This is a genomic window from Terrabacter sp. Ter38 (assembly GCF_024519435.1).
In the GTDB taxonomy this organism is placed as follows: domain Bacteria; phylum Actinomycetota; class Actinomycetes; order Actinomycetales; family Dermatophilaceae; genus Terrabacter.
Genome location: NZ_JALJRZ010000001.1, coordinates 1032878 through 1058669 on the forward strand (window position 1 = coordinate 1032878; position 25792 = coordinate 1058669).

24 protein-coding genes are annotated in these 25792 nt (G+C 70.6%); 14 read left to right on the top strand and 10 right to left on the bottom strand.

The window, feature by feature from the left end; translation table 11 throughout:
* Window positions 1–35: 35 nt before the first annotated feature.
* The 5 genes from NR112_RS04745 to NR112_RS04765 all read left to right on the top strand — a co-directional run bounded on the left by NR112_RS04745 (window position 36) and on the right by NR112_RS04765 (window position 6066).
* Complete coding sequence (locus NR112_RS04745; RefSeq protein WP_256792807.1) at window positions 36–1817, top strand: ABC transporter substrate-binding protein; 1782 nt, start codon at window positions 36–38, stop codon at window positions 1815–1817.
* Window positions 1818–1933: 116 nt separating this feature from the next.
* Entirely contained in the window at window positions 1934–2947 is a 1014-nt protein-coding gene (locus NR112_RS04750; protein ID WP_256792808.1) for an ABC transporter permease, read from the top strand.
* On the top strand, window positions 2944–4083 hold the full coding sequence (locus NR112_RS04755; protein ID WP_256792809.1) for an ABC transporter ATP-binding protein: 1140 nt from the start codon (window positions 2944–2946) through the stop codon (window positions 4081–4083). Before NR112_RS04750 ends, NR112_RS04755 begins: the two co-directional genes overlap by 4 nt.
* Window positions 4084–4150: 67 nt before the next feature.
* Window positions 4151–5305 carry a dipeptide ABC transporter ATP-binding protein gene (locus NR112_RS04760; protein WP_256792810.1) on the top strand — a complete coding sequence of 385 codons (1155 nt, stop codon included), beginning with the start codon at window positions 4151–4153 and terminating at the stop codon, window positions 5303–5305.
* Window positions 5306–5346: 41 nt separating this feature from the next.
* Complete coding sequence (locus tag NR112_RS04765; RefSeq protein ID WP_256792811.1) at window positions 5347–6066, top strand: DsbA family oxidoreductase; 720 nt, start codon at window positions 5347–5349, stop codon at window positions 6064–6066.
* Window positions 6067–6103: 37 nt separating this feature from the next.
* Here the strand turns inward: NR112_RS04765 and NR112_RS04770 are convergent, their stop codons facing one another.
* Window positions 6104–6787: a winged helix-turn-helix transcriptional regulator gene (locus NR112_RS04770; RefSeq protein WP_256792812.1), complete on the bottom strand. Its 684-nt coding sequence runs from the start codon at window positions 6785–6787 to the stop codon at window positions 6104–6106.
* A gap of 202 nt (window positions 6788–6989) precedes the next feature.
* On the opposite strand from NR112_RS04770, the gene NR112_RS04775 reads away from it, so the two are divergent.
* Window positions 6990–7832, top strand: coding sequence for a class I SAM-dependent methyltransferase (locus NR112_RS04775; protein WP_256792813.1), 843 nt, complete (start codon window positions 6990–6992; stop codon window positions 7830–7832).
* Window positions 7833–7984: 152 nt separating this feature from the next.
* On the opposite strand, the gene NR112_RS04780 is transcribed toward NR112_RS04775, so the two are convergent.
* Window positions 7985–8848, bottom strand: coding sequence for a hypothetical protein (locus NR112_RS04780; RefSeq protein WP_256792814.1), 864 nt, complete (start codon window positions 8846–8848; stop codon window positions 7985–7987).
* Between the two features lie 6 nt (window positions 8849–8854).
* Complete coding sequence (locus NR112_RS04785; RefSeq protein WP_256792815.1) at window positions 8855–9154, bottom strand: hypothetical protein; 300 nt, start codon at window positions 9152–9154, stop codon at window positions 8855–8857.
* A gap of 112 nt (window positions 9155–9266) precedes the next feature.
* Here NR112_RS04785 and NR112_RS04790 point away from each other — a divergent pair, with 112 nt between their 5' ends.
* Together NR112_RS04790 and NR112_RS04795 are read left to right on the top strand one after the other, a co-directional pair.
* On the top strand, window positions 9267–10031 hold the full coding sequence (locus NR112_RS04790) for a DUF5995 family protein (RefSeq protein ID WP_256792816.1): 765 nt from the start codon (window positions 9267–9269) through the stop codon (window positions 10029–10031).
* Window positions 10032–10177: 146 nt separating this feature from the next.
* Window positions 10178–10750: a methylglyoxal synthase gene (locus NR112_RS04795; RefSeq protein WP_256792817.1), complete on the top strand. Its 573-nt coding sequence runs from the start codon at window positions 10178–10180 to the stop codon at window positions 10748–10750.
* Between the two features lie 59 nt (window positions 10751–10809).
* On the opposite strand, the gene NR112_RS04800 is transcribed toward NR112_RS04795, so the two are convergent.
* The 4 genes from NR112_RS04800 to NR112_RS04815 form a co-directional block, all read right to left on the bottom strand.
* Window positions 10810–12237 (bottom strand): MFS transporter, encoded by a 1428-nt coding sequence (locus NR112_RS04800; RefSeq protein ID WP_256792818.1) that lies wholly within the window; start codon window positions 12235–12237, stop codon window positions 10810–10812.
* A 9-nt stretch (window positions 12238–12246) separates the two neighbouring features.
* The gene (locus tag NR112_RS04805) at window positions 12247–14205 is read right to left on the bottom strand and encodes an amylo-alpha-1,6-glucosidase (protein WP_256792819.1); all 1959 of its coding nucleotides are present in this window, start codon (window positions 14203–14205) and stop codon (window positions 12247–12249) included.
* On the bottom strand, window positions 14193–16859 hold the full coding sequence (locus NR112_RS04810) for a glucosidase (protein WP_256792820.1): 2667 nt from the start codon (window positions 16857–16859) through the stop codon (window positions 14193–14195). The genes NR112_RS04805 and NR112_RS04810 overlap by 13 nt, the downstream gene beginning before the upstream one ends.
* Before the next feature lie 180 nt (window positions 16860–17039).
* The gene (locus NR112_RS04815; RefSeq protein ID WP_256792821.1) at window positions 17040–18224 is read right to left on the bottom strand and encodes an ROK family transcriptional regulator; all 1185 of its coding nucleotides are present in this window, start codon (window positions 18222–18224) and stop codon (window positions 17040–17042) included.
* Between the two features lie 88 nt (window positions 18225–18312).
* Between NR112_RS04815 and NR112_RS04820 the strand changes: the two genes are divergently transcribed.
* Window positions 18313–19605 carry a DUF1479 domain-containing protein gene (locus tag NR112_RS04820; protein ID WP_256792822.1) on the top strand — a complete coding sequence of 431 codons (1293 nt, stop codon included), beginning with the start codon at window positions 18313–18315 and terminating at the stop codon, window positions 19603–19605.
* 24 nt (window positions 19606–19629) lie between these two features.
* Here NR112_RS04820 and NR112_RS22405 read toward each other — a convergent pair whose 3' ends face one another.
* On the bottom strand, window positions 19630–19953 hold the full coding sequence (locus NR112_RS22405) for an arsenate reductase family protein (protein ID WP_306216804.1): 324 nt from the start codon (window positions 19951–19953) through the stop codon (window positions 19630–19632).
* 137 nt (window positions 19954–20090) lie between these two features.
* Window positions 20091–20426, bottom strand: coding sequence for a DUF4760 domain-containing protein (locus NR112_RS04830; protein WP_256792823.1), 336 nt, complete (start codon window positions 20424–20426; stop codon window positions 20091–20093).
* Window positions 20427–20786: 360 nt separating this feature from the next.
* Here NR112_RS04830 and NR112_RS04835 point away from each other — a divergent pair, with 360 nt between their 5' ends.
* The gene (locus tag NR112_RS04835; RefSeq protein ID WP_009777120.1) at window positions 20787–20990 is read left to right on the top strand and encodes a cold-shock protein; all 204 of its coding nucleotides are present in this window, start codon (window positions 20787–20789) and stop codon (window positions 20988–20990) included.
* Window positions 20991–21183: 193 nt separating this feature from the next.
* Window positions 21184–21465, top strand: a complete 282-nt coding sequence (locus tag NR112_RS04840) for a hypothetical protein (protein ID WP_256792824.1) — start codon at window positions 21184–21186, stop codon at window positions 21463–21465.
* 859 nt (window positions 21466–22324) lie between these two features.
* On the opposite strand, the gene NR112_RS04845 is transcribed toward NR112_RS04840, so the two are convergent.
* Entirely contained in the window at window positions 22325–22954 is a 630-nt protein-coding gene (locus NR112_RS04845; protein ID WP_256792825.1) for a hypothetical protein, read from the bottom strand.
* A 207-nt stretch (window positions 22955–23161) separates the two neighbouring features.
* Here NR112_RS04845 and NR112_RS04850 point away from each other — a divergent pair, with 207 nt between their 5' ends.
* The 3 genes from NR112_RS04850 to NR112_RS04860 all read left to right on the top strand — a co-directional run bounded on the left by NR112_RS04850 (window position 23162) and on the right by NR112_RS04860 (window position 25405).
* Window positions 23162–24298, top strand: coding sequence for a sensor histidine kinase (locus tag NR112_RS04850; protein WP_256792826.1), 1137 nt, complete (start codon window positions 23162–23164; stop codon window positions 24296–24298).
* Complete coding sequence (locus NR112_RS22840) at window positions 24295–24960, top strand: response regulator transcription factor (protein WP_256792827.1); 666 nt, start codon at window positions 24295–24297, stop codon at window positions 24958–24960. Before NR112_RS04850 ends, NR112_RS22840 begins: the two co-directional genes overlap by 4 nt.
* A gap of 94 nt (window positions 24961–25054) precedes the next feature.
* The gene (locus NR112_RS04860) at window positions 25055–25405 is read left to right on the top strand and encodes a tyrosine-type recombinase/integrase (RefSeq protein ID WP_256792860.1); all 351 of its coding nucleotides are present in this window, start codon (window positions 25055–25057) and stop codon (window positions 25403–25405) included.
* Window positions 25406–25792 lie beyond the last annotated feature (387 nt).

Sequence of the window (25792 nt, forward strand, 5' to 3'; positions counted from 1 at the left end):
GCCGCATCCCGCAACACGAAGGAGCGCATCCACTCATGAGAAACACACGCGTGATGGTGGCCGCGACCGCGGCCGCCCTCGCCTTGGGTCTGTCCGCGTGCGCGGGCAGCACGACGCCGGGCACGACGCCCAGCGGCGGCACGGCCGGAGGTGGAGCGGGAGCGACTCCCACCGCGAACGCTGCCCTGACCGCGGTCTTCAACCCGTCCGACAAGAAGGGCGGAACCCTGCGCTTCGGCATCTCCAGCGACTGGGACTCCGTCGACCCCGGCGACACGTACTACGGCCTGTCGTGGGACTTCCTGCGCAACTACGCCCGTCAGCTCGTGTCGTTCAAGTCGGCCCCGGGCAAGGAAGGCGCGCAGCTCGTGCCCGACCTCGCCACGTCGCTCGGCAAGGCCAGCGACGGCAACAAGACGTGGACGTACACCCTCAAGGACGGCCTGAAGTACGAGGACGGCTCGCCGATCACGACCAAGGACATCAAGTACGCCGTCGCGCGACAGCTCGACAAGGGCACGTTCCCCAACGGCCCGACGTACTTCAACGACTTCCTCGCAGGCGTCCCCGATGGCTACTCGGTCTACAAGGACAAGAACCTCGACGACCTCAAGGCGATCGAGACGCCCGACGACAAGACGATCATCTTCCACCTCAGCAAGCCCTTCGCCGGCTTCGACTACTTCGCCCAGCTGTCCTCCACGTCACCCGTGCCGGTGGCCAAGGACACCGGCACGAAGTACAAGGAGCACGTCATCTCGAGCGGGCCCTACAAGTTCTCGGTCTACCAGACGGGCAAGCGCATCGAGCTCGTCCGCAACGACCAGTACGACCCGGCGACCGACACGGACACGGGCCGCAAGGCGCTCCCGGACAAGATCACCGTCGAGATCGGCCTCAACGCCGCTGACCTCGACAACCGCCTCATGGCCGGTGACCTCGACATCGACCTGGCCGGCACCGGTGTGCAGGCCGCGGCCCAGGGCAAGATCCTCGCAGACCCGAACCTCAAGGCCCGGACGGACAACCCGACGACCGCGCGCGCCAACTACGCGCAGATCAACAGCGACGTCGCGCCGTTCGACAACATCGACTGCCGCAAGGCCGTCATCTTCGCCACTGACAAGACGGGCTACCAGCGCGCCTACGGCGGCGACATCGGCGGCACCATCGCCACGGGTCTGCTGCCCCCGATCATCCCGGGCTTCCAGGAGATGGACCTCTACAACTCCAAGTCCAAGCCGACCGGAGACGTCGACTCGGCCAAGGCCGCGCTCACCAAGTGTGGTCAGCCGAACGGTTTCGAGACGAACATCTCCTACCGTCCGGAGCGCCCGAAGGAGAAGGCAGCCGCCGAGTCGATGCAGCAGTCGCTCGCCAAGATCGGCGTCAAGCTGACGCTCAAGCCCTACCCGGCTGGTGACTACTTCAAGCTCTACGCCGGCAAGCCGGACTTCGCCAAGGCCAACAAGCTCGGCCTCATGGTGATGAGCTGGGGTGCTGACTGGCCGGACGGCTTCGGCTTCCTCCAGCAGATCGTCGACAGCCGCGTCATCCGCCCCGCGGGCAACACCAACCTCGGCATCAAGATCCCCGAGGTCGACAAGCTCATGGACCAGGCGCTCAACGAGGCCGACACGACCAAGCGTGAGGCCATCTGGGGCCAGATCGACAAGGTCGTCATGGAGCAGGCACAGGTGATCCCCGGCGTCTGGCCCAAGTCGCTGCTCTTCCGCCCGGACACGATCGCCAACGTGTTCGTCAACGACGGCTACTCCTACTACGACTACGCCTCGACGGGCGTCGCCAACCCGTGACCCACGGACCCGTCCTCGGGTCCTCCGGTTCGAACCTTTTCATCGAAAGTAGGTGAAGGCGTGACGCGGCGACGGGCAGCACCGAGCTGCTCGTCGTCGCGTCCGGCCACCACATCGTGCTGACGTACCTGATCCGCCGGCTCTTCGCCGCCATCCTGCTGCTCTTCATCGTGAGCGCGGTCGTCTTCGTGATCTTCTTCCTCGTGCCCCGCATCGGCGGTGCCACGGCGGACGACCTGGCCTCGCGCTACGTCGGCAAGAGCGCCGGCGAGGCCCAGATCCACGCACAGGCGATCAAGCTCGGCTTCACCGACCCGATCTGGGTGCAGTACGGCCGCTTCGTCAAGGGCGTCCTCACGGGATCCGACTACGACACCGGCGCCGGCATCGACCACTGCCCGGCCCCGTGCCTCGGCTACTCCTACATCACGCAGAACCCGGTGCTTCCCGACATCCTCGACCGCCTCCCCGTCACAGGGATCCTCGCGGCGGGCGCCGCGTTCCTGTGGCTCGTCGGCGGCGTCGGCACCGGCGTCATCTCCGCGCTCAAGCGCGGTAGCGCGCTCGACCGCGGCTTCATGGGCGTCGCCCTCGCCGGCGTGTCCCTCCCCATCTTCTTCACCGGGCTGCTCTCGCTGACGATCTTCAGCTACGGCCTGAAATGGACGTATGCCGGTGGCGCGAGTCCCATGGACGCCACCAGTCCGCTCGACCTCGTCCATCGCATGCTGCTGCCCTGGATCACGCTCGCCTTCCTCTACGCGGCCTCGTACGCCCGCCTGACCCGCGCCGGGATGCTCGAGACGATGAACGAGGACTACATCCGCACGGCCCGGGCGAAGGGACTCCGGGAGCACGACGTCGTCGTCAGGCACGGGCTGCGCTCGGCCCTGACGCCCATCCTCACGATCTTCGGTCTCGATCTCGGGCTCCTGCTCGGCGGCGCGGTGCTGACGGAGACGACGTTCTCGCTCCAGGGCATCGGCTACTACGCTGTCCAGGCGATCACGAACAACGACCTCCCGAAGGTGCTCGGCGTGACGCTCTTCGGCGCCGTGTTCGTCATCTTCGCGAGCCTCATCGTCGACCTCCTCTACGCCGTCCTCGACCCCAGGGTGCGCACCTCATGAGCCAGTCCACCAACGAGACCACGAGCCGCGCGGACGCCCGGACGCGCCGCAGCGACAAGGGCGGCGCCCCGTCGGCGAACACCCTCGACGGCATCGGGGGCCTGGGTGCCCCGGCGGCCGACGCCTTCCTGTCCGTGCGTGACCTCCGCGTCCACTTCCCCACCGACGACGGCGTCGTGAAGTCCGTCGACGGGCTCTCGTTCGACGTGGCCCGCGGCAAGACGCTCGGCATCGTCGGTGAGTCCGGCTCGGGCAAGAGCGTCACGAGCATGTCGATCATGGGCCTGCACAAGCCCGGCACGGTCCGGATGACGGGCTCGATCAAGCTGGACGAGACCGAGCTCATCGGCGCCAAGCCCGAGCGCGTGCGCGAGCTTCGCGGCAAGCGGATGGCGATGATCTTCCAGGACCCGCTCTCGGCGATGCACCCGTTCTACACGGTCGGCCACCAGATCATCGAGGCCTACCGGATCCACAACAAGGTCAGCACGTCCGTCGCGAAGAAGCACGCGATCGACATGCTCGGACGCGTGGGCATCCCCCAGCCGTCGAGCCGGGTCGACGACTACCCGCACCAGTTCTCGGGCGGGATGCGCCAGCGCGCCATGATCGCGATGGCCCTGTCGTGCGACCCCGACCTGCTCATCGCCGACGAGCCGACGACCGCGCTCGACGTGACGGTGCAGGCCCAGATCCTCGACCTCATCCGTGACCTCCAGTCGGAGTTCAACTCGGCCGTCATCCTCATCACCCACGACCTCGGGGTCGTCGCCGAGCTCTCCGACGACATCATGGTGATGTATGCCGGTCGCTCGGTCGAGTACGCCACCGCCGACGAGGTCTTCACCCGGCCCCAGCACCCCTACACGTGGGGTCTGCTCAGCTCGATGCCGCGCCTCGACCGCGTGCGCACGGAGCGCCTGCGCCCGATCAAGGGCGCCCCGCCCAGCCTCATCAACGTGCCGTCGGGCTGCCCGTTCCACCCGCGGTGCGCCTACGCCGACCGCACGGGCGGGCTGAGCCAGTCCGAGCGACCACCGTTCGCCGAGACGTACCCGGGCCACTACTCCGCGTGCCACCTCACCCGCGAGGAGCGGACCGCCATCTGGGAGAACGACATCAGGCCGACGCTGTGAAGCCTGCACCGTCCGTCCACGCCCGGTCCGGTCGCACAGCCCGCGACCTCAGCACAGGAGCCCCATCGTGACCACCACCCACGTCAAGCCGACCGCGTCGAAGCAGGCGGGCGAGTCGCTCCTGCAGGTCACCGACCTGACGAAGCACTTCCCGATCACGCGCGGCCTGCTGCAGCGGCAGGTCGGCGCCGTCCAGGCCGTCGACGGCCTGACGTTCAACGTCGTGCGCGGCGAGACGCTCTCGCTCGTGGGCGAGTCCGGCTGCGGCAAGACGACGACCGGCCGCATGCTGACGCGCCTGCTCGAGCCCACCAGCGGCACGATCCTGCTCGAGGGCGAGGACATCACCCACTGGTCGGCCCGCAAGATGCGGCCGCTGCGCCGCGACGTTCAGATGATCTTCCAGGACCCCTACGGGTCGCTGAACCCGCGACACACCGTCGGCACCATCGTCGGGGCGCCCTACCGCCTGCAGGGCATCAAGACCGAGCACGGCATCAAGCGCGAGGTCCAGGACCTCCTCGAGCTCGTCGGTCTCAACCCGGAGCACTACAACCGCTACCCCCACGAGTTCTCGGGTGGCCAGCGCCAGCGCATCGGCATCGCACGCTCGCTCGCGCTCAAGCCCAAGCTCATCGTCGCCGACGAGCCGGTCTCGGCGCTGGACGTGTCGATCCAGGCGCAGGTCATCAACCTGCTCGAGGACCTCCAGGACGAGCTGGGGCTGACCTACGTCGTCATCGCCCACGACCTGTCGGTCGTGCGCCACATGTCCGACCGGGTGGCGGTGATGTACCTCGGCAAGCTCGTCGAGATCGCCGAGCGCGACGAGCTCTACACGCGACCGATGCACCCGTACACGACCGCCCTGCTCTCGGCCGTGCCGATCCCTGACACGCAGCGGCGAACGAAGCGCGAGCGCATCCGCCTCGAGGGCGACGTCCCGAGCCCGGTCAACCCGCCGCCGGCGTGCCGGTTCCACACGCGCTGCTGGAAAGCCCAGGAGATCTGCAAGACGCAGGAGCCGCCGCTCGTCGAGCTCGCGCCCCTGCACCTGGTCGCCTGCCACTTCCCCGAGAACACCGACGTTCCGGCACCGGCTCGCGCGGGCGCCCCGCTCGGCGACGTCGTGCCCGACGACGCCCCACGGGCCGACGCCACAGGCACCAGCGTCTCGCCCCAGCGCGACGCCTCCGAGGACGGCGACGGCCCGAGCTCCTGACCTCCGGGAAGCAATGCCCGGTCGCCGTCGTTGAGCGGGGCATGAAGGTCGAGATCTGGTCTGACATCGCCTGCCCGTGGTGCTACATCGGCAAGCGCCGCTTCGAGAAGGCGCTCGCGGCGTTCCCGCACCGGGACGAGGTCGAGGTGCAGTGGCGCAGCTACCAGCTCGACCCCACCCTGCCCGACCACCACGACGGCACGGAGCTCGACTACCTCGTCGACCGCAAGGGCATGTCGCGCGCCCAGGTGAGCCAGATGTTCGGCCAGGTGACGGCGATCGCCGCCGACGAGGGGCTGCGCTACGACTTCGGGTCCGTCGTCGTGGCCAACACCTTCGCGGGGCACGAGCTGCTCCACCTCGCGCAGGCCCGCGGTGTAGGCGACGAGGTCAAGGAGGCGCTGCTGTCGGCGCACTTCGAGCACGAGGAGGACATCGGCGACCGTGAGGTCCTCGTCCGCATCGGCACGGAGGCCGGCCTCGACGCCGACGAGATCGCGCGCGACCTCGCGACACACACGTGGCGGGACGCGGTCCTCGCCGACATCACCGCCGCGAACTCCCTTGGCATCAGAGGCGTTCCGTTCTTCGTGCTCGACGAGAAGTACGGTGTGTCCGGTGCTCAACCCACCGAGGTCTTCACCCGGGCGCTCGAGCAGGCGTGGCGCGAGTCGCACCCCCTCGTCATGCTCCAGCCCGTGGCGACGGGGATCGCCACCGACGCCACCGGCGCGGTCGCCTGCGGGCCCGACGGCTGCTGAGCGCTCGCCCCGGGGACAGCCCGCATCGCGTTGCCGGTCACGCCGGCGTCGCCCGCATGGCTGCGACGAAGGGTGCCACCGGGCTGAGCTGGAGCACCTCGTCGAGCCGGCGCGTCACCGCCGTCGAGCCGTCGAGGTGCACGCGCCCCGACCGCAGCGCCGCGGTGAGGGGCAGGCGCCCGAGCCACACGGCATACAACGACGCCACGTCGCTGCTGATCGTCACGTCGACGGGAAAGCCCGGGTCGGTCATGCACACCGACGGCGTGCCGTGCTCGACGAGGATCCAGAAGCGGCGTGCGTCGTCGTCGAAGCGCAGGTGGAGCACGTGCCGGTCCCCCGCGAGGACAGAGGTGTCGACGCGCGTGTGCATCCACCAGACGAGCAGCTGGGCGTCGAGCTCCTCTGGCTGCGGGTCGCCGAACATCCAGTCGGCTCCCCACTGCGCCAGGCCGAAGACGACCGGCTCGAGCGCGCGCCCCGACGGGGTCAGCACGTAGCGGGTGCCCGACCGCTCGACGACGCCGTGGCGCTCGAGGTGCCGCAGCCGCTTCGTCAGCAGCGTGCGCGACAGGCCGGGCAGGCCACGCGAGAGATCGTTGAACCGAGTCGTCCCCGTCAACAGGTCGCGCAGGATGAGCAGCGACCACCGCTCCCCCACGACGTCCAGCGTCCGTGAGATCGGGCAGTACTGGCCCGCCCCCGGATCATGTCGTCCCATGTCCCACCTCCGGTCGGAGGCCGCGGCCCCTGTCCTGCACCGCGGCCCAACGCCCAGTATCGGTCCTCGACGTGCACCGCGTCAGTCCACTTCGTGTACTGGATGCTGCGCTGTCGGCAGCGGACTCTGGAGACGGACGGCCCGGCGTGGGTCGCCGGGCCGCGTGATTGCACGGGGTCCGTCAGCGATGGAGGGATCGAGCATGACGACAGACACCCGGACGGCGGAGGCCGTCGCCGCCGACGCCGCACTCAAGGCCCGGCATGCCGCCATGTGGGCGCTCGGCGACTACCCGGCCGTGGCCCGGGAGATCATCCCGGAGCTCGGTCGTGTGCTCGTCGACGCGTGCCGCGTCGCGGCCGGCCACGATGTGCTCGACGTCGCCGCAGGGACCGGCAACGCCGCGATCCCAGCGGCCCGGACCGGGGCGCGCGTCGTCGCGAACGACCTCGCCCCCGAGCTGCTCGACGTCGGCCGCCGGCTCGCGGCCGACGCCGCGGTCGAGATCGCCTGGGACCACGGCGATGCCGAGGCCCTCCCCTACGCCGATGGTTCCTTCGACGTCGTCCTGTCCTGCGTCGGAGTCATGTTCGCACCGCATCACCAGATGGCTGCGGACGAGCTGGTCCGTGTGGTGCGACCGGGCGGGACGGTGGGGCTCGTCAGCTGGACCCCCGACGGCTTCATCGGTCGGATGTTCGCGGCGATGAAGCCGTATGCCGCCCCGCCGCCTCCCGGCGCGCAGCCGCCCCCGCTCTGGGGGGACGAGGCGCACGTGCGAGAGCTGCTCGGAGACCACGTCGAGGCGCTCGTGGCCGAGAAGCGCTCCCTTCCGGTGCCTTTCACGCGGCCCGAGGACTTCCGGGACTTCTTCAAGCGCGCCTACGGTCCGACGATCGTCACCTACCGCGGCATCGCCGACTCTCCGGACGCGGTCGCAGCCCTCGACGCGGCACTGGTGGACCTGGCCCGCGACCAACTGGACGCGCACGGGCACATGGGGTGGGAGTACCTCCTCGTCACTGCCCGCCGCGCCACGTCCTGACGGATGGCGCCCTCGAGTGGCCCCGTCGCCCCACGCCCCACGCTTCTGTGACGGCCGGGGTCGCGGTGCCACCCGAGTGCGACGGGAGGTCTCGGCCCGGGTCGTCACCTCGTCGGACCCGACGTGGTGACGACCCCGTCGGCGAGCGGGAGTCAGCGGGGCGCCGTCCCGCGCAGCCGCTCACGCCGTGCCATGGCCCTCCACAGGAGCACCGAGGCCACGAGAGTGGCAACGAAGCCGGCCAGCAGCAGCCACGTCAGGGGGCGGTCGGTGTACACGTCGGCCCGCGCCCGCACGGCGCCGACGAGGATGAGCGTCAGCATCACGACCTCGACCTCGACCATGAGCCGCAGGCGCACCCACCTGCTGTCACGGAGCACGACGAGACCGGCGCTGCCGAGGCAGAAGACCGCACCGACGACGCGACACGTGAGCGGTGTCAGCAGCCACGGCCAGACCGGGATGACCAGGCTCGGGAACGCGAACATCAGGAGGCCCTGGGCGAGCGCGAGCCCACCGCCGGCGGCCACGACGGCCCGTGCCGCCGGCCTGAGGCGCAGCTCGTCGGGGCGGGGCGTCGCAGCGACCCGTGTGTTGGCCACCCACGCCGCCAGCACGAGGAACGGGGCGACGAAGTAGAGCGTGGCCCACAGCCAGAAGGCGACGTGGCCGTGGTTGAAGCGGTCCCAGTGGATGACCGTGGCGACGCCGAGCAGGGCCGCGAAGAGGGTGACGGACAGCAGCCCGGCGCCGACGCGGGCCCACCGGCGCTCGCGCGTGACCCGGACGAAGAACCACGCGCCTCCGAGGTAGGCCGACGCCAGCACCATCGGCGTCAGCGTCGGCCGGATGGTCCAGGCGAAGAGCCGCCCGGTGTCGGCGGGGAACCCGTAGAGGATGACGAACGCCGTGAGGAGGATCGGCACGAGCACGAAGGCCAGCACCCGCGTGGCCGGCAGCACGCGGTCGTCACGCCGTGACGTCGAGGGCGGGGATGCGGGGTCGGCGCGCGCCACGGCCACTCACGTCCTCGACCGGCCGACGGCGTCGAGCCGGGCTGCGTACGACGCGACGAGCGCCCGGCGCTCGGCGGCCAGCTGCGGGTGGGCCGGCAAGCAGCCGCCGCGCACCCACGCGACCTCGAGGGTCGCCGCCCGCACCGTGTCAGGGCCGTTCATCCCGAAGCCGGCCGCGACCATCGCGACCAAGGCCCGCAGGAAGGCCGGCCACTCGTGCCGGTGGTAGGCCGCCCAGGCGTCCGTCTCGCGCTGCCGGACGCTGACCGCGTCGAACGACCTGGGCCCGTGCGTCCGTGCTCTCATCCGGCCTCCTCGACCAGGAGCGCCCCCGCGTGACGGCGTCCGGATTCGACTGACACCGTGCGACTCTCGCTTCAGAATAGGAGCGAGGGGCGGCGTGCGTGAGGAGAACGCGATGACCGGGACCGTGGGTGGGCGGACCATCGACGACGTCCTCGACCGGATGACCGCGACCCTCGAGGGGATGCCCCCGGAGCTCGCCGCCCGGCGTGCGTTCCTCGCCACGTACCAGCGCACGACGCGCGCGGTCGGCGAGGCCATCCACGCGGCCGCCTTCGAGGACCCGGCGTGGGTCGAGCGGTGGGACGTCGCCTTCGCGGACCTCTACCTCGACGCCCTCGACGCCGACCTGTCCGGCGACCCGGCCCGCCGGCCGCCGCGGCCATGGCGTCTGGCGTTCGACGCTCCCCCGGACCTGCCGCCCTTGCGGCAGGTGCTGCTCGGCATCAACGCCCACATCAACTACGACCTGCCGCAGGCCCTGCTCGGCGTCATCGACGACGCCGACTTCACCGACTCCGTCCTGCTCGAGCGGCGCCGACGTGACCACGAGCGCATCGACGGGGTCCTGTCCGGTCGCGTGGCCGCGGAGGACGACGAGCTCAACGCGCTGAGTGCCAAGAGCCCGCTCGACCGGGTGCTGACCCCGCTCAACCGGGCCGCCTCGACCCGCTTCCTGCGCGAGGCCCGCACCAAGGTGTGGCACAACACGACGGAGCTCCACCGTGCCCGCGTCGACGGCCCGGAGGCGTACGCCGTCCGGCTCGCCGAGCTGGAGGTGCTCAGTGCCGCTCGCATCGCCGACCTGCTCGCGCCGGGTCAGGTGCTGCTCCGTCTGGCGGTCGCCGGGTTCGGTGTGGTGCTGCCACCGGCAGGCTGAAGGAGCCACCCGCGTACGCCCCCTGCGGGACCCCGGACGCAGGAGAGGCGCCACTCGCTCGGGGGTCCGAGTGGCGCCTCTTCTGACCACTCCATCGGCGGGGCTGGGCCGGGCGTTACGGCGATCCGAGAACTTTCTTCCTGCGCGTGCCTCCGCGAGCCGCAACACGGCGCTCACACGGTGGCAACGGCGACGTCACGTCGGTCGGCCACCGTTGGAGGCACCAGCCCCGACCCCGGAGGCCAGACCCGCATGACGACGACCGAACGAGGGATCGCCCTCGTGGCCCACGACAACAGAAGCCCGACCTGCTCAGGTGGGCCGCCTTCAACAGCGAGACCCTCGGGGGGCACCGTCTCTACGCCACGGGCACGACGGGCACCCTCCTCCAGTACGAGCTCGGGCTCCCCGTCACCCGGCTGCTCAGCGGCCCGGTGGGCGGCGACCAGCAGATCGGCGCCCGGATCGCCGAGGGCCTCATCGACCTGCTCGTCTTCTTCTGGGACCCGCTCGAGCCACAACCGCACGATCCCGACGTCAAGGCCCTGCTGCGCGTGGCCGCGGTCTGGAACACCGCGGTGGCGTGCAACGTCGCGAGCGCCGACCTGATGATCTCCTCACCCCTGTTGTCGGGCGACTACACCCCGGTGCGCCCCGACTTCGGCGACCAGTCCCTCACCTACGACGTGCCTGCCGGTGGGCCGCCCCTCGTGGCCTGACCCAGCGAACGCGAAGGCCGTGCCCGCCACGCAGGGCGTGGCGGCACAGCCGCGTCCGATCAGGTCTGCTCGACCGGGTCCGTGGGGGAGATCGTGCGGGCGTCCGCCGCCCGAGGAAGGCGTGCGGCGGCGGCCAGGCCCGCCACCCCGACCACGCCCAGAGCGGCCATGGCGAGTCCGTAGCCCCGTTCCGGGGTCGTCGTCAGACCGGCGACGAGGATCGTGCCGGCGACGGCCGTCCCGAGGCAGGAGCCGAGGTTGGAGACGCTTCGCGACAGCCCCGAGATCTCACCCTGCCGGTCCTGGCTGAAGCTGGACTGGACCACGTTCACCGAGGGGGTCAGCATCGTGCCGAGGCCGACCCCGATCATGAGCAGCCCCGGCGTGAAGGCCCAGGCGTTCGACGACCCCGTCACCAGCGCGAGCAGCAGGGCGATGCCGCTCGTCGAGATGGCGAAGCCCGCCAGGATGAGCGTCCGCTGGGCGACGCGCTGGGCAAGACGGCCCGCGGCCAACGAGGAGACCAGCAGGCCGACCGTGGCCGCCGTGAAGATCACGCCGGTCGAGATCGCGTCGTAGCCACGCACCACCTGCAGGTACGCCGAGACGACGAACGAGACGCCCATGAGGATCAGCCACTGCGCGCTCTGCGTGATCAGCCCGAGGTTCGAGGTGCGGTTGTGGAAGAGCGACGTGGACAGCAGCGGTTCCTCGCCTGCGCGTTCCATGGCGATCACCGATCGGAAGAACCAGAACAGCACCGCTGCACCGAGGGTGAGCAGGGCGACCATCAGCCAGCCGCTCTCGTCGGCAGCGAGGATGCCCATGACCACGAGCACGAGACCGACCGCGGACAGGACCGCACCGCGGGTGTCGAACTGACGCGTGGGATCCGCCGGCACCGGGTCCTCGATCCGCCGGCTGAGCAGGACGATGACGCCCACGACGGCGGCCTGGAACAGGAACGCGGCCCGCCAGCTGACTGCCGAGGTGATCAGTCCGCCGATCAGCGGCCCGGCGGCGGCCCCGACGCCGCCGAGGGCACTGATCACGCCGAAGGCGCGGGCCCGCGAGGTGGTCTCGGTGAACAGCATCGTGGTCAGGATGTAGACGGGTGGGATCAGCAGGGCCGTGCCGACCCCCTCGAGGATCGAGTTGCCCAGGATGAGGACCCCCAGGCCCGGGGCCGCAGCACTCATCAGGGCGCCGACGCCGTAGAGGACGAGACCGACGGTGAAGCAGCGCCGCCGGCCGTAGCGGTCGGTCAGCTTGCCGGCCGGGATCATCAGTGCGGCCATGACGAGCAGGAAGATCGTGATGGCGGTCTGGACGCCCTGCACCGTCGTGTCGAGGTCTTCGCTGATGTCGTTGATCATCACGTTCATGTTCGAGCCGGCGAAGCTGCAGATGAACTGGGCCAGGGCCAAAGGGACGAGGACCCGGCGCAGGTCGGTCGAGGTTCGGGCCACGGCTGGAGTCTCGTTCATGGGTTGCTCCTACGTCGGTGGGACCGGGGGGCCGTCCGCGAGCGAGGCCCTGACCCGGATGAGCTCGGCGACGGACCATGCCTGGAAGGGGCAGCCGGTCGCGCCGTGGGGTGCGTCCCCGTCAGCCGTCTCGGACACCGAGCCGAGCCCGAACTCGGACAGGTGCAGCTCGAGGCCGTCGAGCAGGCCGGTCGTGTCGTCGTGGGCACGGCGCACCGCATCCACGTACGGACCCATGAGCCAGGGCCAGACCGTGCCCTGGTGGTAGGCCCGGTCACGGGCGGCGGGTCCGCCGCGGTGCCGGCCGAGGTAGGCGGGGTCCTCGGGTGACAGGGACCGAAGGCCGACCGAGCTCGCCAGGTCGGCGCGGCAGGCAGCGACGACAGCGGCAGCGGCCCGGGGCTCCCGCACGGGGCCGTGGGGCAGCGACACGGCCAGCAGCTGGTTCGGCCGGCACTCGGTGCGCGCCTGTCCGGCGTCGTCGACCAGGTCGGGCAGGCCGTGAGGACCGATGGGGAACAGCGTCCCGAACGAGTCGATCGCCTTGTCGCGCAGGGTGACCCAGTCGTCAACGGTGCGCCCGACCCGTCCCAGGAGGTCGATGGCGCTCCCGAGTCCGTTGATCCAGAGCGCCTCGATCTCCACGGGGTAGCCGGAACGCGGGGTGACTGGCCGACCGTCGATCCGCGCATCCATCCAGGTCAGGGCCCATCCGTCGGCCCCGCCCCGCACGAGGCCGGTGGCCGGGTCGACGCGGATGCCGAAGCGGGTACCGGCCCGGTGTGCGGACAGGATGTCGACGACGGTGTCGGCGAGCTGCGCGGCCAGGTCCACGTCAGCGGTGGCTGCAACGTGCCGACCCAGTGCGTGCAGGAACCAGAGTGTGGCGTCGATCGTGTTGTACTCCAGCGTGCCGACGTCAGCGGTGTTGGCCAGCATGCCCTCGGACACGCTGTCGGCCGCTCGGACGAGCACCGCGCGCCCCTCCTCGGCCCGACCCGTGGTCAGGAACAGTCCCTCGTAGGAGGTGAACAGGTCACGTGACCACTCACCGAACCACGGGTAGCCGGCCACCGCGGTGGGGCCGCTCGGCGTCCGCACCACGAACCGGTCCGCGGCGACGGCCAGAGTCCGATCGACAGCACTTCGGGCGCCGGCCTGCGCAGCGAGCACGTCGGCCCGGGCCCGCGCGTCGGCCACGAGGGTCACCGCGTCCGGAGACGGGCCGCGCAGATCGGTCGACGCCGTCACCCCGAGCACGTCGCCGGCCCTGAGATCAGCGGTGAACGTGCCTGCGGCCCAGACGTCCTCGGTCGCACCCAGCCCTCTGGCCACCTCCTCTCGATGGTGGACGCCGCGGTACCACTCGCCCCCGGGGCGGTAGTTCGGGCCCTCCACCCGGTAGGCGGACTCAAAGACGAGGCCGGACCCGGTCGGCTCCACGTCAGGGTCGGCTGCGGCGAACCGGTCGCCGTGCTGGTCGCGCCACGTGCAGAGCGGAGTCACTTCGACGCGGGCCTCGCCGCCGAGCAGGCGGTGCACCACCCCCACCGCGCTGAGACCGTGAGCCATGCCCACCTCGACCTCGAGCTGCACCGCACCGAGGTCGAAGCGCCAGCGCGGCACCCCGTCCACGAGGTCGAACGAGGCGAGCTGCTCGTGCCCGCGCGGATCCACGACGCCTCCTGCCCACTCGTGGGTCGACAGCCGGACACGGCGGTCGCCGACCACGACCACGGTGTCCAGCGCGGCCAGTCCGAGCATTCGCGACGCGCCCGCCGGTGCGGTCGGGGCCACGAGCAGGCCGTGGTACCGACGGGTGTGCAGTCCCGAGATCGTGCCGCAGGCGTACCCGCCGAGCCCGTCCGTCACCAGCCACTCCCTCGACGAGGCCTCGTCGAGGGAACCGCAGACACCCCGACCGAAGGCGATCCCGGTGGCAGGCCCAGCGGGGCTCACGGGCCCCACGGCTGCTCGTTGCCGGCGAACGGGTCAGGCCGGCAGATCAGGTCTGCCACGAGGCCGGTCCACCCGGTCTGGTGGCTGGCTCCCAGTCCGGCGCCGTTGTCGCCGTGGAAGTACTCGTAGAAGGTCACGTTGTCCCGCCACCGCGGGTCGTCCTGCAGCTTGTCGACCCATCCGTGGCAGGGTCGACGGCCGTCGGCGCCCCTGAGGAACAGCGAGATCAGGCGTCGGCGCAGGTCCTCGGCGCAGTCGGCCAGCCCCTGAGTGTGTCCGCTGCCCGTGGGGTACTCGACCTCACCCGCTGCACCGAGCGACCGGGCGTAGCGCTGGAGGTTGCGCAGCACGAGGTAGTTGACCGGCATCCAGACCGGTCCGCGCCAGTTGGAGTTGCCGCCGAACATGCCCGTCGTGGACTCGGCGGGCTCGTAGTCGACCGTGACCGTCGACCCCGCCAGCTCGACCCACAGCGGGTGCTCGCGGTGATACCTCGACAGTCCCCGCAGCCCGTGCGGGGACAGGAACTCGTCCTCGTCGAAGACCCGCGCCAGGACCCGGCGCACCTCCTTCGGCGGCACCACTCCCATCGCGAGCGCCTCGGTGTCGGGAACCGGGACCACTCGCCCAGCGCCGCGGTCCGGGTGGCTGGAGTCCTGTCGGCCGAGGAAGCCCGAGAAGCGCTTCTGCAAGGTCGCGAGCGTTGCCAGCAGGTCGGGCCCCACGACGACCATCCCCATCAGCGGCAGCACCCCGACCATCGACCGCACCTTGATCGGGACGGTGCTGCCGTCGGCGGAGTGGAAGACGTCGTAGAAGAAGCCGTCCTCCTCGTCCCAGAGCCCCTGGGAGTGCATGGCGTCGACGATGAGCACGAAGTGCTCGATGAACTTCACCTCGATGTCGGTCCAGGCGTCGTCCTTCTCGGCGAGGATCCTCGCGATCTCCAGGAGGGTGAGCGCGTAGAACGCCATCCAGCTCGTCCCGTCCGCCTGCTCCAGGCGGCCGCCCGGTGGCAGGTGCGACCGGTCGATCGCGCTGATGTTGTCCAGGCCCAGGAAGCCACCGGCGAAGAGATGGTCGCCCTCCGGGTCCATCCGGTTGACCCACCACGTGAAGTTCATCAGCAGCTTGGGCATCAGGCGGGCGAGGAAGTCGGTGTCGCGCCTGCCGTCGATGTCCCACACGTGCAGGGCGGCCCACGCGTGCACGGGCGGGTTGGCGTCGCTGAAGGCCCACTCGTATGCCGGGAGGGCCCCGTTCGGGTTCTGGAACCACTCCCGGCAGAGCACGAGCAGCTGGTACTTGGCGAACGCCGGGTCGAGATGAGCCAGGGCGACCGTGTGGAACGCCATGTCCCAGGCCGCGAACCACGGGTATTCCCACGGATCCGGCATGGACAGGATGTCGCGGGCGTCCACGTTGAGCCAGCCGGCATTGCGCCCGGACCTGCGCTCCGCCGGAGGTGGCGGCTGCGTGGGATCACCCTCGAGCCAGCGCTTCACGTCGTAGCGGTAGAACTGCTTGCCCCAGATCATCCCCGCGAACGCCTGCCGCGCCACGAGGCGGGCGTCCTCGTCGACGTCGGCGGGGATCACCTCGGCATAGAACTCGTCGGCCTCGGCGCGACGCTGCTCGAGCACCGTGTCGAAGGCTGCGCCGAAGGCGGGCGCCGAGGACGGCGCACGTAGCCGGACGCGTACGACCTGCGTCTCACCCGGGGCCACGGTCAGGCGGTACCAGGCCGCGCTCTTCGACCCGACCCGGTCCGGGTTGACCGTCGGCGCACCGGTCACGACGTGGTCGTTGACCCCGTCCTTGGGGTAGTCCGCTGACGAGTCCGAGCCGTACAGCCTCCGACTGTTGGTCTCGTTCTCGCAGAACAGCAGCTCGGGCGACTCCCCGGCGGGTCCGGGCGCGAGCTCCCACTCGAGCTCGCCGAACCGCGGGTGCTCCACCGCGACCCGGTCGGGGCCGGTCGCCCTGAGCGAGGGCCGGGTGGCGCCCACGTCCCAGGACCACGTGTTGCGGAACCACAGCTGGGGCAGGACGTGCAGCGTCGCCACGTCCGGGCCCGCATTGGTGACGCGGACCTCCATCAGCAGGTCGTGCGGGTCGGCCTTGGCGTGCACGACGTCGACCACCCAGTAGCGGTCGTCGTCGAAGACCCCGGTGTCCATGAGCTCGTACTCCGGCTGCGTCTGGTCGCGGCGGCCGTTCTCGGCCACCAGGGCGGCATACGGGTACTCGGCCTGCGGGTAGTGGTAGCGCCAGTGCAGCCACGCGTGGCTCGGCAGGGCGTCGAGGAACCACCAGTACTCCTTGACGTCCTCGCCGTGGTTGCCCTCCGGGCCGGTGAGGCCGAACATCCGCTCCTTGAGGATCGGGTCGCGGCCGTTCCACAGCGCCAGGGCCATGCACAGGTTCTGGCCGACGTCGCTGACGCCTGCCATGCCGTCCTCGCCCCAGCGATAGGCGCGGGAGCGGGCGTGGTCGTGGGGGAAGTAGTCCCACGCAGCGCCGTCGGCGCTGTAGTCCTCGCGCACGGTTCCCCAGGCCCGCTCGGAGAGATACGGCCCCCAGTCGTACCACGGGGTGGCCTCGTGGAGGCCGTCCTCGGGGTGGCCGAACGAATCCACCCTGCTGCGTTCCGCACCGGACATGTGTGCTCCCCTTCGTCGGACGACCAGTACACCGGATCAACATGTCATCGGGATGAACTCCGCGGACTCCGCGTGTTGCCGGGCGACTCTCGGCTCGGTCAGCCGGCCGGTCGGCCAGCGGTCGGAGTCCGTTCGCCCGGGGCATCGGAGAGCAGCCCGGCCCGATGACCGCCGGAGTCGTCACTCGCGTTCACGGTCCTGGTCCCCCGCCGGAGCACGTACCGCGGCGACGACCGACTCGCGGAGCTGGTACAGGGCCGCCGCGCGAGCACCCGAGAGCTGCGGCCGGTCGCCGGCGAGGGCCGCGACGACCGGAGCTCGTCGCGGCAGGTCGGCTGACCGGCGACGCAGCTCCCCGACGAGGGCGTCGTCGCGCCCCCAGGCGCCGCCGACGACGACCACCTCGGGGTCCGCGAGCGCGGTCACCGCATCGAGGACGCCCGAGATCGCGGCCCCCAGGGCGGCGATCGTTGCGTCGCCGTCGGGGGCGTCGGCGACCCTCCTCCGCAGCAGACCGACATCGATGGCGGTCGAGCCGGGTCGGCGCAGCCCGAGCTGGGCGAAGACCTCGGTCAGACGCACGGCCCTCCCGTCCGGCCCCTCCGTCAGGAGGTGGGCGACCTCCCCGGCCAGGCCGGCATGACCTCGCCGCACCTCACCGTCGGACACGACCGCGCAGCCGAGCCCTTCGTCGAGGTAGAGGTAGACGAAGTCACTCGAGCCCACGACGGCTCCGGACGCACGCTCTGCACGGGCCGCCCAGTTCACGTCGTTGTCGACGAGGACGGGCCCGTCGACGGCACCTGCGAGCAACGCCGGCGCGTCGAGGTCACCGACGAGGAAGGGGGCGTCAGGCAGGTGCACCAAGCGGCCGGTCCGGCGGTCCACGGGGTCCGCCGCGCTGACGACCGCCAGGCCGAAGCGCCCCGCTCCGCTCGCCCCCACCTCCGCCCCGACCCTCGCCCCGACCTCCGCGACGGCCTCGGTCAGGGCCAGGCCCACGGCGCCGGCGCCGGCGTCGCGCACCAACGCGATCTCGGCCGCGGCGACCACCGCACCGAGGGGGTCGACGGCCTCGGCCACGACGCCGTGCGGGGTGATGCTGACGACGAGGGCGGCCCCGCAGTCGGGCGCGAGCGCGTAGTAGGACCCTGCCCGGCCCCGTCCCGAGCTGCGCTCGCCCGTGTCGAGGACGAGCCCGGCCTCGACGAGGCGACGCACGCCCTCGGAGATCGTGGGCTTCGAGATGCCGGTGAGCGCTGCGATCTCGGCCCGGGTGAGACGGCGGCGGTCCATCAGCGCCCGTAGCACGTGCTCCTCGGTGAGCGAGCGCAGCAGGTCGAGGCTCGGCTTCGCGGATGACATGCCGCCATTCTAGTTAGGACTCTTGCCCAAAGGCGCGCGACGCGCTACCGTCATCTTTCGTAAGGAGTCCTGACCAAAGGAAGAGCTCATGACCACGACCCACGTCACCCCCTCCGACACAGACCTCCCGCACTGGGAGTGCCCGCCCGACGACCTCCCCGCAGCGGTCCGCGAGGTCAAGCGCGCGATCCGTGAGCGCATCGCGGCGTCCGGCCGGACCGTCGCCGAGGTCTTCGCCGTCGTCGAGGCCCGCGTCGCCGAGCGCGTCGCCGAGATCCGCGCGGCCCGCGAGCGCGCCGAGGACGTCTGGCCGGTCATCGACTACGCCGACATCGAGCAGGGCACGGTCACCCCGGACCGGCTCGAGGCGCTCCGCCGGCGCGGCTGCCTCGTCGTCCGCGGCCACTTCCCGCGCGAGCAGGCGCTCGCCTGGGATGCGGGCATCGTCGACTACGTCGAGGGCAACGCCTTCTTCGAGAACTACCGGGGGCCCGGCGACGACTTCTTCGGCAGCGTCGGCTCGAAGCCCGAGATCTACCCGGTGTACTGGTCCCCCGCGCAGATGGAGGCACGACAGAGCAAGCGCATGGCCACGGTCCAGTCGCTGCTCAACGCGCAGTGGACGCACGAGTCCGATGGCGTGCAGTGGTTCGACCCCGACCGCGACTCGCTCTACCCCGACCGCATCCGCCGTCGCCCGCCGGGCGCCGACTCGAACGGCCTCGGGACGCACTGCGACCCCGGCACGCTGGACCTGTGGATGACGCAGGGCTACCAGCAGGCCTTCCGCCACCTCTTCGACGGCAGCGTCGAGCAGTACGACCCCTGGGACGCCGCCCACCGCACCTCCGGCCCGCAGTACCCGGGCACGACGATGTGCTCCGCCTTCCGCACCTTCCAGGGCTGGACCGCACTGTCCGACATGGACCACGACCAGGGCGTCCTGCACACGGTCCCGATCCCCGAGGCCATGGCATACCTCATGCTCCGCCCGCTGCTCGACGACGTCCCGGAGGACGACATGTGCGGGGTCACGACGAACCAGGTCTTCCCGGCCAGCGAGCGCTGGCACCCGCTCCTGCTCGAGGCACTGAGCGGCATCCCCGACGTGCGGGCCGGCGACTCCGTGTGGTGGCACTGCGACATGATCCACAGCGTCGCGCCCGTCACCGACCAGCAGGGCTGGGGCAACGTCATGTACATCCCCGCCGCGCCCTGGTGCGAGCGCAACGAGCGGTATGCCGCCAGCGTGCGCGAGGCCTTCCTCAGCGGTTCCAGCCCGAGCGACTTCCCGGAGGAGGACTACGAGCGCAGCTGGCCCGACCGGTTCGCCCCCGAGCAGCTCAACGACACCGGGCGCCGCGGGCTCGGGCTGGACTGAGTCGGGCCACCGAGCCGCCCGCCGTCACTCCGCGAGGAACGCCGCGACCCGATCCTTCGGCCGACCGATGATGGCGCGCCCTCCCTTGACCAGGACGGGACGCTGGAGGAGGCGCGGGTGCTCGGCGAGCACAGCGACGACCTGCTCGCGGGTCTCGACATCGGCCTCGGTCAGCCCGAGCTCGGCGAAGTGCGCGTCGCGGCGGACGAGGTCGGTCGGTGGGTCCTCGAGCTTGTCGAGCAGCCCCCCGAGTGCGGCCGCGTCGAGCGGGTGGCGCAGGTAGTCGACGACCTCGGCCTCGACGTGCGCGTCGTCGAGTCGCTCGACGGCAGCCCGGGAGTCGAGCAGCGGTTGTTGTGCAGGATCGTCACGTCGCTCATGGCCCGCACCCTAGCGGCGAGCGGCGACGCACCGGGGAGGACTGCGGCTCGACGCTCGCCCGGCGCACCGGCGTCGCCCACGACTGAGTGTCGGAGGCGGCGCTCTCACCCCTGTCGTGTGGCGAGCGCCTCGAAGTTCTCGTACAGCTCGGGCACGCCGTGCTCTTCACGCAGCTTCTTGGCGGCGGCCCCGACGCGCGACCACAGTCCCGACATCCAGAGCCAGTCGAGGACGAGGTCGGTGTCGAGGAGCCCGTTCTTCGTGAGGGTCCCGATCGTCTCGCCCCAGTTGAGGACACGGGAGACGAGCACGTCGTCGGTGGACGCTGTCTCGGGGTCGAAGTCATCGGCCCAGATCGCCTGCTGGGCCTCCTCGATGCCCAAGGTGGAGCCCCACTGGGCCACCTGCACGAGCAGTGCTCCGTCGGCCTGGTTCGGCATGTCGCCCTCCCTTGTCATGGCCTTGATCCGGCTCCGAGAACGCTACTCGCCGCCGTTGCGCCGCACAGGCGTTCGTCGGAAGTGCCGGGCAGCCCGCGACACCAGGGCGCCCCTGGACGATGCGCCGTGCGGTCACCGGCGCGTCTCGAGGCCCGGACACACGATGCTCGTGGGGACCGTGACCGGGCAGCGGGGACCTGCGACTGCTACCTTCGTTCCCAGTTGCCGTCCCAGTCCGTCAGGTGCGGGCTCGGCACGACGAAGCTGCTGCGCGAAGGTTCGCGTGACGCGCCCGTCGTGACCAGCGGCAGCCTGAGGTCTCCGCACGGGAGGCCTCGCAGACAAGAAGAGGCAACACCAGTGGCAACAGGCACCGTGAAGTGGTTCAACAGCGAAAAGGGCTTCGGCTTCATTGAGCAGGACGGCGGCGGCGCCGATGTCTTCGTTCACTACTCGGCCATCGAGAGCGGCGGCTACCGCGAGCTCCAGGAGGGCCAGAAGGTCGAGTTCGACGTCACGCAGGGCCCGAAGGGCCCCCAGGCGGAGAAGGTCAAGGGCATCTGACCCCCCACAGCCTTCGGTGACTTCGGTCCCGCGCAGATCCCCGGCCTTCTGGTCGGGGATCTGCTTTTTCCCGGGTAGGGGTGAGCGCCCCCACGGTCGCCTGCTCGCCGCTCAACAGCCGCCCGAGCACGGGACCTCGCCAGGTGTATCGACGCGCACAGACGGCGGGACCGGTCGCGGTCGATCCTGAGGCATGGACACCACGCAGAGCTTCACGTGCAGGATCGGCCGACACCGATGGGAGCCCGCCGCGGACGACCCCACACAGGGCCGCAGCTGCACGGAGTGCGGTAGGCACCGTCCCGGTACGCGACGCGTCCGCCACGGCGCAGGCAGTGGTCTCTCCGCGGGCTTCGGGGCCGAGAGCGGTTGGGGCTACTCCAACGGCGACGGGTTCGGTGGCGGGTTCGGTGGCGGGTTCGACGGCGGGTTCGACGGCGGCGGCTGCGGTGGCGACGGCAGCGGCGGCTGCTGAGCGCGGGCGAGAGAGGACCGATCATGCGACTGAGGAACGCCCCGTGCTGGGTCATGGGACACCTGTATCGACGCCAGCCCGGCGACAAGGACGTGATCGTCTGCCAGCGGTGCGGCAGACGAGAGCTCTTGGCCGTGAAGCGAATGCGTGACAGCGCGGACCGGCCTTGGGTGTGATCCCCGTCAGACGTTGTAGGTCCGCCCCACGGCCGCCAGCTGGACGGCGTGGGCGTGCCGGGCCGTGGCGAGGGCTCGGTTGCGGTGTCGGCCGCTGACGAGCGGGAGGGCTGCTGTGGCGCTCATGAGAACCATCCCCTCGTGTCGCTTGCCGGTGTGTCCGCATCTGCAGGGCTCCGTCTGGACGCCCAGCGTCCTGCGACACGGGGCCGCAGCACGGTGAACATGCTCGGAGGAGGCACAGGCATGACAGACAGACCAGGCGATGACGCCGACGTGCCGGCCGCCCAGGAGATCAACGCGTCACCCGAGGACGACCCGAACACCGTACGAAGGACGTTCCCCCGGCTCCATCCGGGGAGTTCTTGGGAGACGCTGAGTGGAGAGACCCATCAAGGCCGCCGAGACCCACGAGGGCGAGCCAGAACCTGGCCTTGAGGACACCGCGTGGGAGCTGCCACCCCCGCCATCGGACGGGACCAGCGTCGTCGACGTCGAGCGTCGCGTGAACTCGGACGCCTGAACCTCCGACTGGATCGGACCAGTGGTCGACGGCACGGTTGGCCAGGCTCCGGACCGGTCACTCTTCGCAGGGGAACGGTGTCGTTACACGTCATCCGCTCAGGCCCTTGTGACCCACCTGCGAGGTCAGCTGGCCAGGACCGGCGCAAGGGATCAGGGCGCTACGCGGGCAGGGTGAGGGCGGGCGTCGAGGTCGCGACGGGTGTCCGTGTCCGGGCGAGGGCTGCCCCGCATACCAGGGTCCAGAGCAGGTAGACGAAGAACGTGAAGTAGAGCGGTGCGAGGATGCCGCACACTCCCGCGACCGCGGTGAAGGCGCGCAGCCAGCCGGGCAGTGGTGCACGTGTCATGAGTAGCGCGACGACTCCGATGCAGAAGGCCGGTGCGCACCCGGTGAGCAGGCCTGCGATCTCGCCGATGGTGTGCGCCACCGGTAGGGGGACTCCGGCGCTGATCGCCGGGCCGCCCTCGGCAGTCGCAACCACGACCCCCGCGCCGACGAACCACCCGACGACGCCAAGCGCTAACGCCGCCACGGACAAGGCCCAAGCGGTGTCGCCCCTCCTGCCGAGCTCCGCGCGGATTCCCTGGCCGAAGGCCAGAAGTCCGAGGGTCGCGAACAGGCCGAGGTAGGCGATGGCGAAGGTGCTCAGCGCATGCCCCTGGGCCAGGTAGGCCGTGACCTTGGCGGGCTCGTAGGCCCCGCCGGGCACGCCGATGGTGGCGAACGGGACGGCGGTGCCGAGTCCGTAGACGAGCAGGCCCAGTCCGGCGGTGCGACGGTGGTTCATGAGTGGTCCTCTTCCGGGGTGGTTGTTCGCTGGCGGTGGTCCGCGATTGCGGACCAGTACGACGGTATGAAGCAGGACCGGGGCGCGTCGTCGCCCGTTGGGCCGAACTCCGGCTGGCGACTCGACGGGCCTTCGTCGTCGTTTCGACGACGGTCCATCCTCCGCGAGGAGGACGTCTGGCGGACCGCTGCGCGCTACCGTCGGGTCATGCCCCGACGCAGCTGGGCTTTCGACATCGCCATCGTCGCGATCGCTTTCGCCCTCGGGCAGGTGGAGGCGTGGAACGGGGCGGGCGCGACGCACCGGCAGGGACCACACTGGGCCGAGGGGCTGGCCTTCGGCATCGCGGCTGTCCTGCTTCTCGGCCGTCGCCGGCGACCACTCGAGGTGGCTGTGGCGATCGGGATGGTCTACGTGATCGAGTTCGCGATCGTCGGCGCACCCGAGGGAAACGCGGTGGGTCTGATGCCGACCATCGCCGTCTACAGCGTCGCCCGCTGGGAGCAGCGGCACCGGCCGGCATGGGCCCTGCTCGTCGCGCTGGTCTTCGGGCTGGCCTGGGTCATGCTCGACCCAGTGCAGACGAGCTGGGTCCAGCGCGGCCAGGGGGCGTTCTGGCTCTCCCCGATCGTCATCGCCTGGCTAGCCGGCTCGCTCGTCCGCTCCCGATTGCAGACACGGGAGCAGCGGCGCCTGCGCGAGCAGGACGCGCGCACCCGGGCGGTCGCCGAGGAGCGCAACCGGATCGCTCGTGAGCTGCACGACGTCATCGGTCACAACGTCAGTGTCATGACGGTGCAGGCCTCGGCTGTGCGCCGGCGGCTGATGCCCGAGCAGTCGGTTGAACGCGAGGCCCTCGAGACGGTCGAGCGCTCGGGCCGGGAGGCGCTTGCCGAGATGCGCCGCATGGTCGCAGTCCTTCGAGCTGCTGACGGCCAGGCGCCCGACCTCGAGCCGCCACCTGGGCTGGCCGACGTCGATCGCCTGGTCGAGCGGTTCCGCGCCGCCGGCCTGCCCGTCACGCTGACCGTGACCGGCGCCCCGAGCCAGCTCGCTGCCGGCTTGGACCTCACCGCCTACCGCCTCGTGCAGGAGGGGCTGACCAACGTGCTCCGGCATGCGGCCGCCCCGCAGCGGGCTGATGTCGTCATCGCCTACGGCGGCGACTCGATCGAGCTCGCCGTCCGGGACGACGGCCGGCTCGTCGTGGCCGACTCCCCGCCCGGCCATGGTCTGCTCGGCATGCGAGAACGCGTCGCCGTCTACGGGGGGCGCCTGGTCGCCCGGGGCCGCGAGGGTGGCGGCTTCGAGCTCCTCGCCACCCTGCCGGTGGTGATGGGGTGACCATCTCCGTCCTCATCGTCGATGACCAGGCGCTGGTGCGGCGCGGCTTCCGGCTCCTCCTGGAGATCGAGCCGGAGCTCGACATCGTCGGAGAGGCCAGCGACGGTGTCGAAGCCGTCGAGCTGGCGCGCACCCTGCGGCCCGACATCATCCTGATGGACGTCCGGATGCCAAACCTCGATGGCATCGAGGCCACCCGCCGGGTGACGGCCTTGCCTCACAACGAGACCCGCGTCGTCATGCTGACGACCTTCGACATGGACGACTACGTCTACGAGGCGTTGCGCGGCGGGGCCAGCGGCTTCCTCGTCAAGGACGTCGAGCCCGAGTTGCTCGTCGCCGGCATCAAGGCCGTCCATGCCGGCGAGTCACTGCTCGCACCCAAGGTGACCCGCCGCATGATCGAGACCTTCCTCGCGCGACGCCCCGTCATCGACGCCGCAGCCGCGCAGCGTCTGGCGACCCTGACCACCCGCGAGCGTGAGACCCTCGATCTCGTCGCCCAAGGCCTGTCCAATGCCGAGATCGCAAAGGTCTTCGTCGTCTCAGAGACCACCATCAAGACCCACGTCGCCCGGGTCCTGATGAAGCTCGGGGTCCGCGACCGCGTCCAGGCCGTCATCTACGCCTACGACCACGGGCTGGTGGACGCTCGCTCCTGAGCGCTGACCGCTAGTGATCGCTGCCAGGTCTGCTGTGACCGTCGCGCCCAGGCCCTCTCGCCGGACAAGGGGGGCGCCGCCGGCTTCCAGGCGGGTGTTTGCCCTAGCAGCATCTCGACGCCACGGGCGCCGAGAATGGGTCTTGGCCGACGACGGGCAGGACCCACCACACCAAAAACACGGTCGGCTACTGGTGGAGGGCGCCTGCAAGCAGGCCAACGTTTCCTACCGCCCCCACGACCTGCGGCACTTCCATGTCAACGGCCTCATCGCTGCAGGTTGCGATGTTGCCACCGTCCAGCGAGCCCTCGGTCACTCGAAGGCAACGACCACTCTGGACACTTACTTCCATCTGTGGCCCACCGCTGAGGACCGGACATGCAAGGCTGCGGCAACACTTCTGGCGGACTCACTGCGGACCGCCATCGGGATGCACGCCGTCTGACCTGCGCAGACGTCCTCAGTCAGACGTTGAAGCGGAACGTTGACGCTCTCTTCCGATCATGCCGGTTGCTTGCTGCAAATGGGCTCTGACCTGCGAAAACAGCGCCGGAGAGCCTCCGGTCTATCAGCGTCGATCGCGGTCGATTGCCGTGCTGGTGAGGGCAGATTGAGGGCAGGCCAGTGGTGTCCTTCGACGCCTTCGGCATGGATCCCACCCGCCAGACCCGACTTGTTCAGATCACGGGGCGTCCCCGAAGGCTTAGGCCCTGGCAGTGCCGCGGTGCCCGGGGATGTCGCATCGAGAACATGCCGCCTACCACCCAGAGAGAGCTACTGAACCGCCCCGGCATGTCGGGAGACTCCAAACCTTGGGAAGGTTGGAGTCATG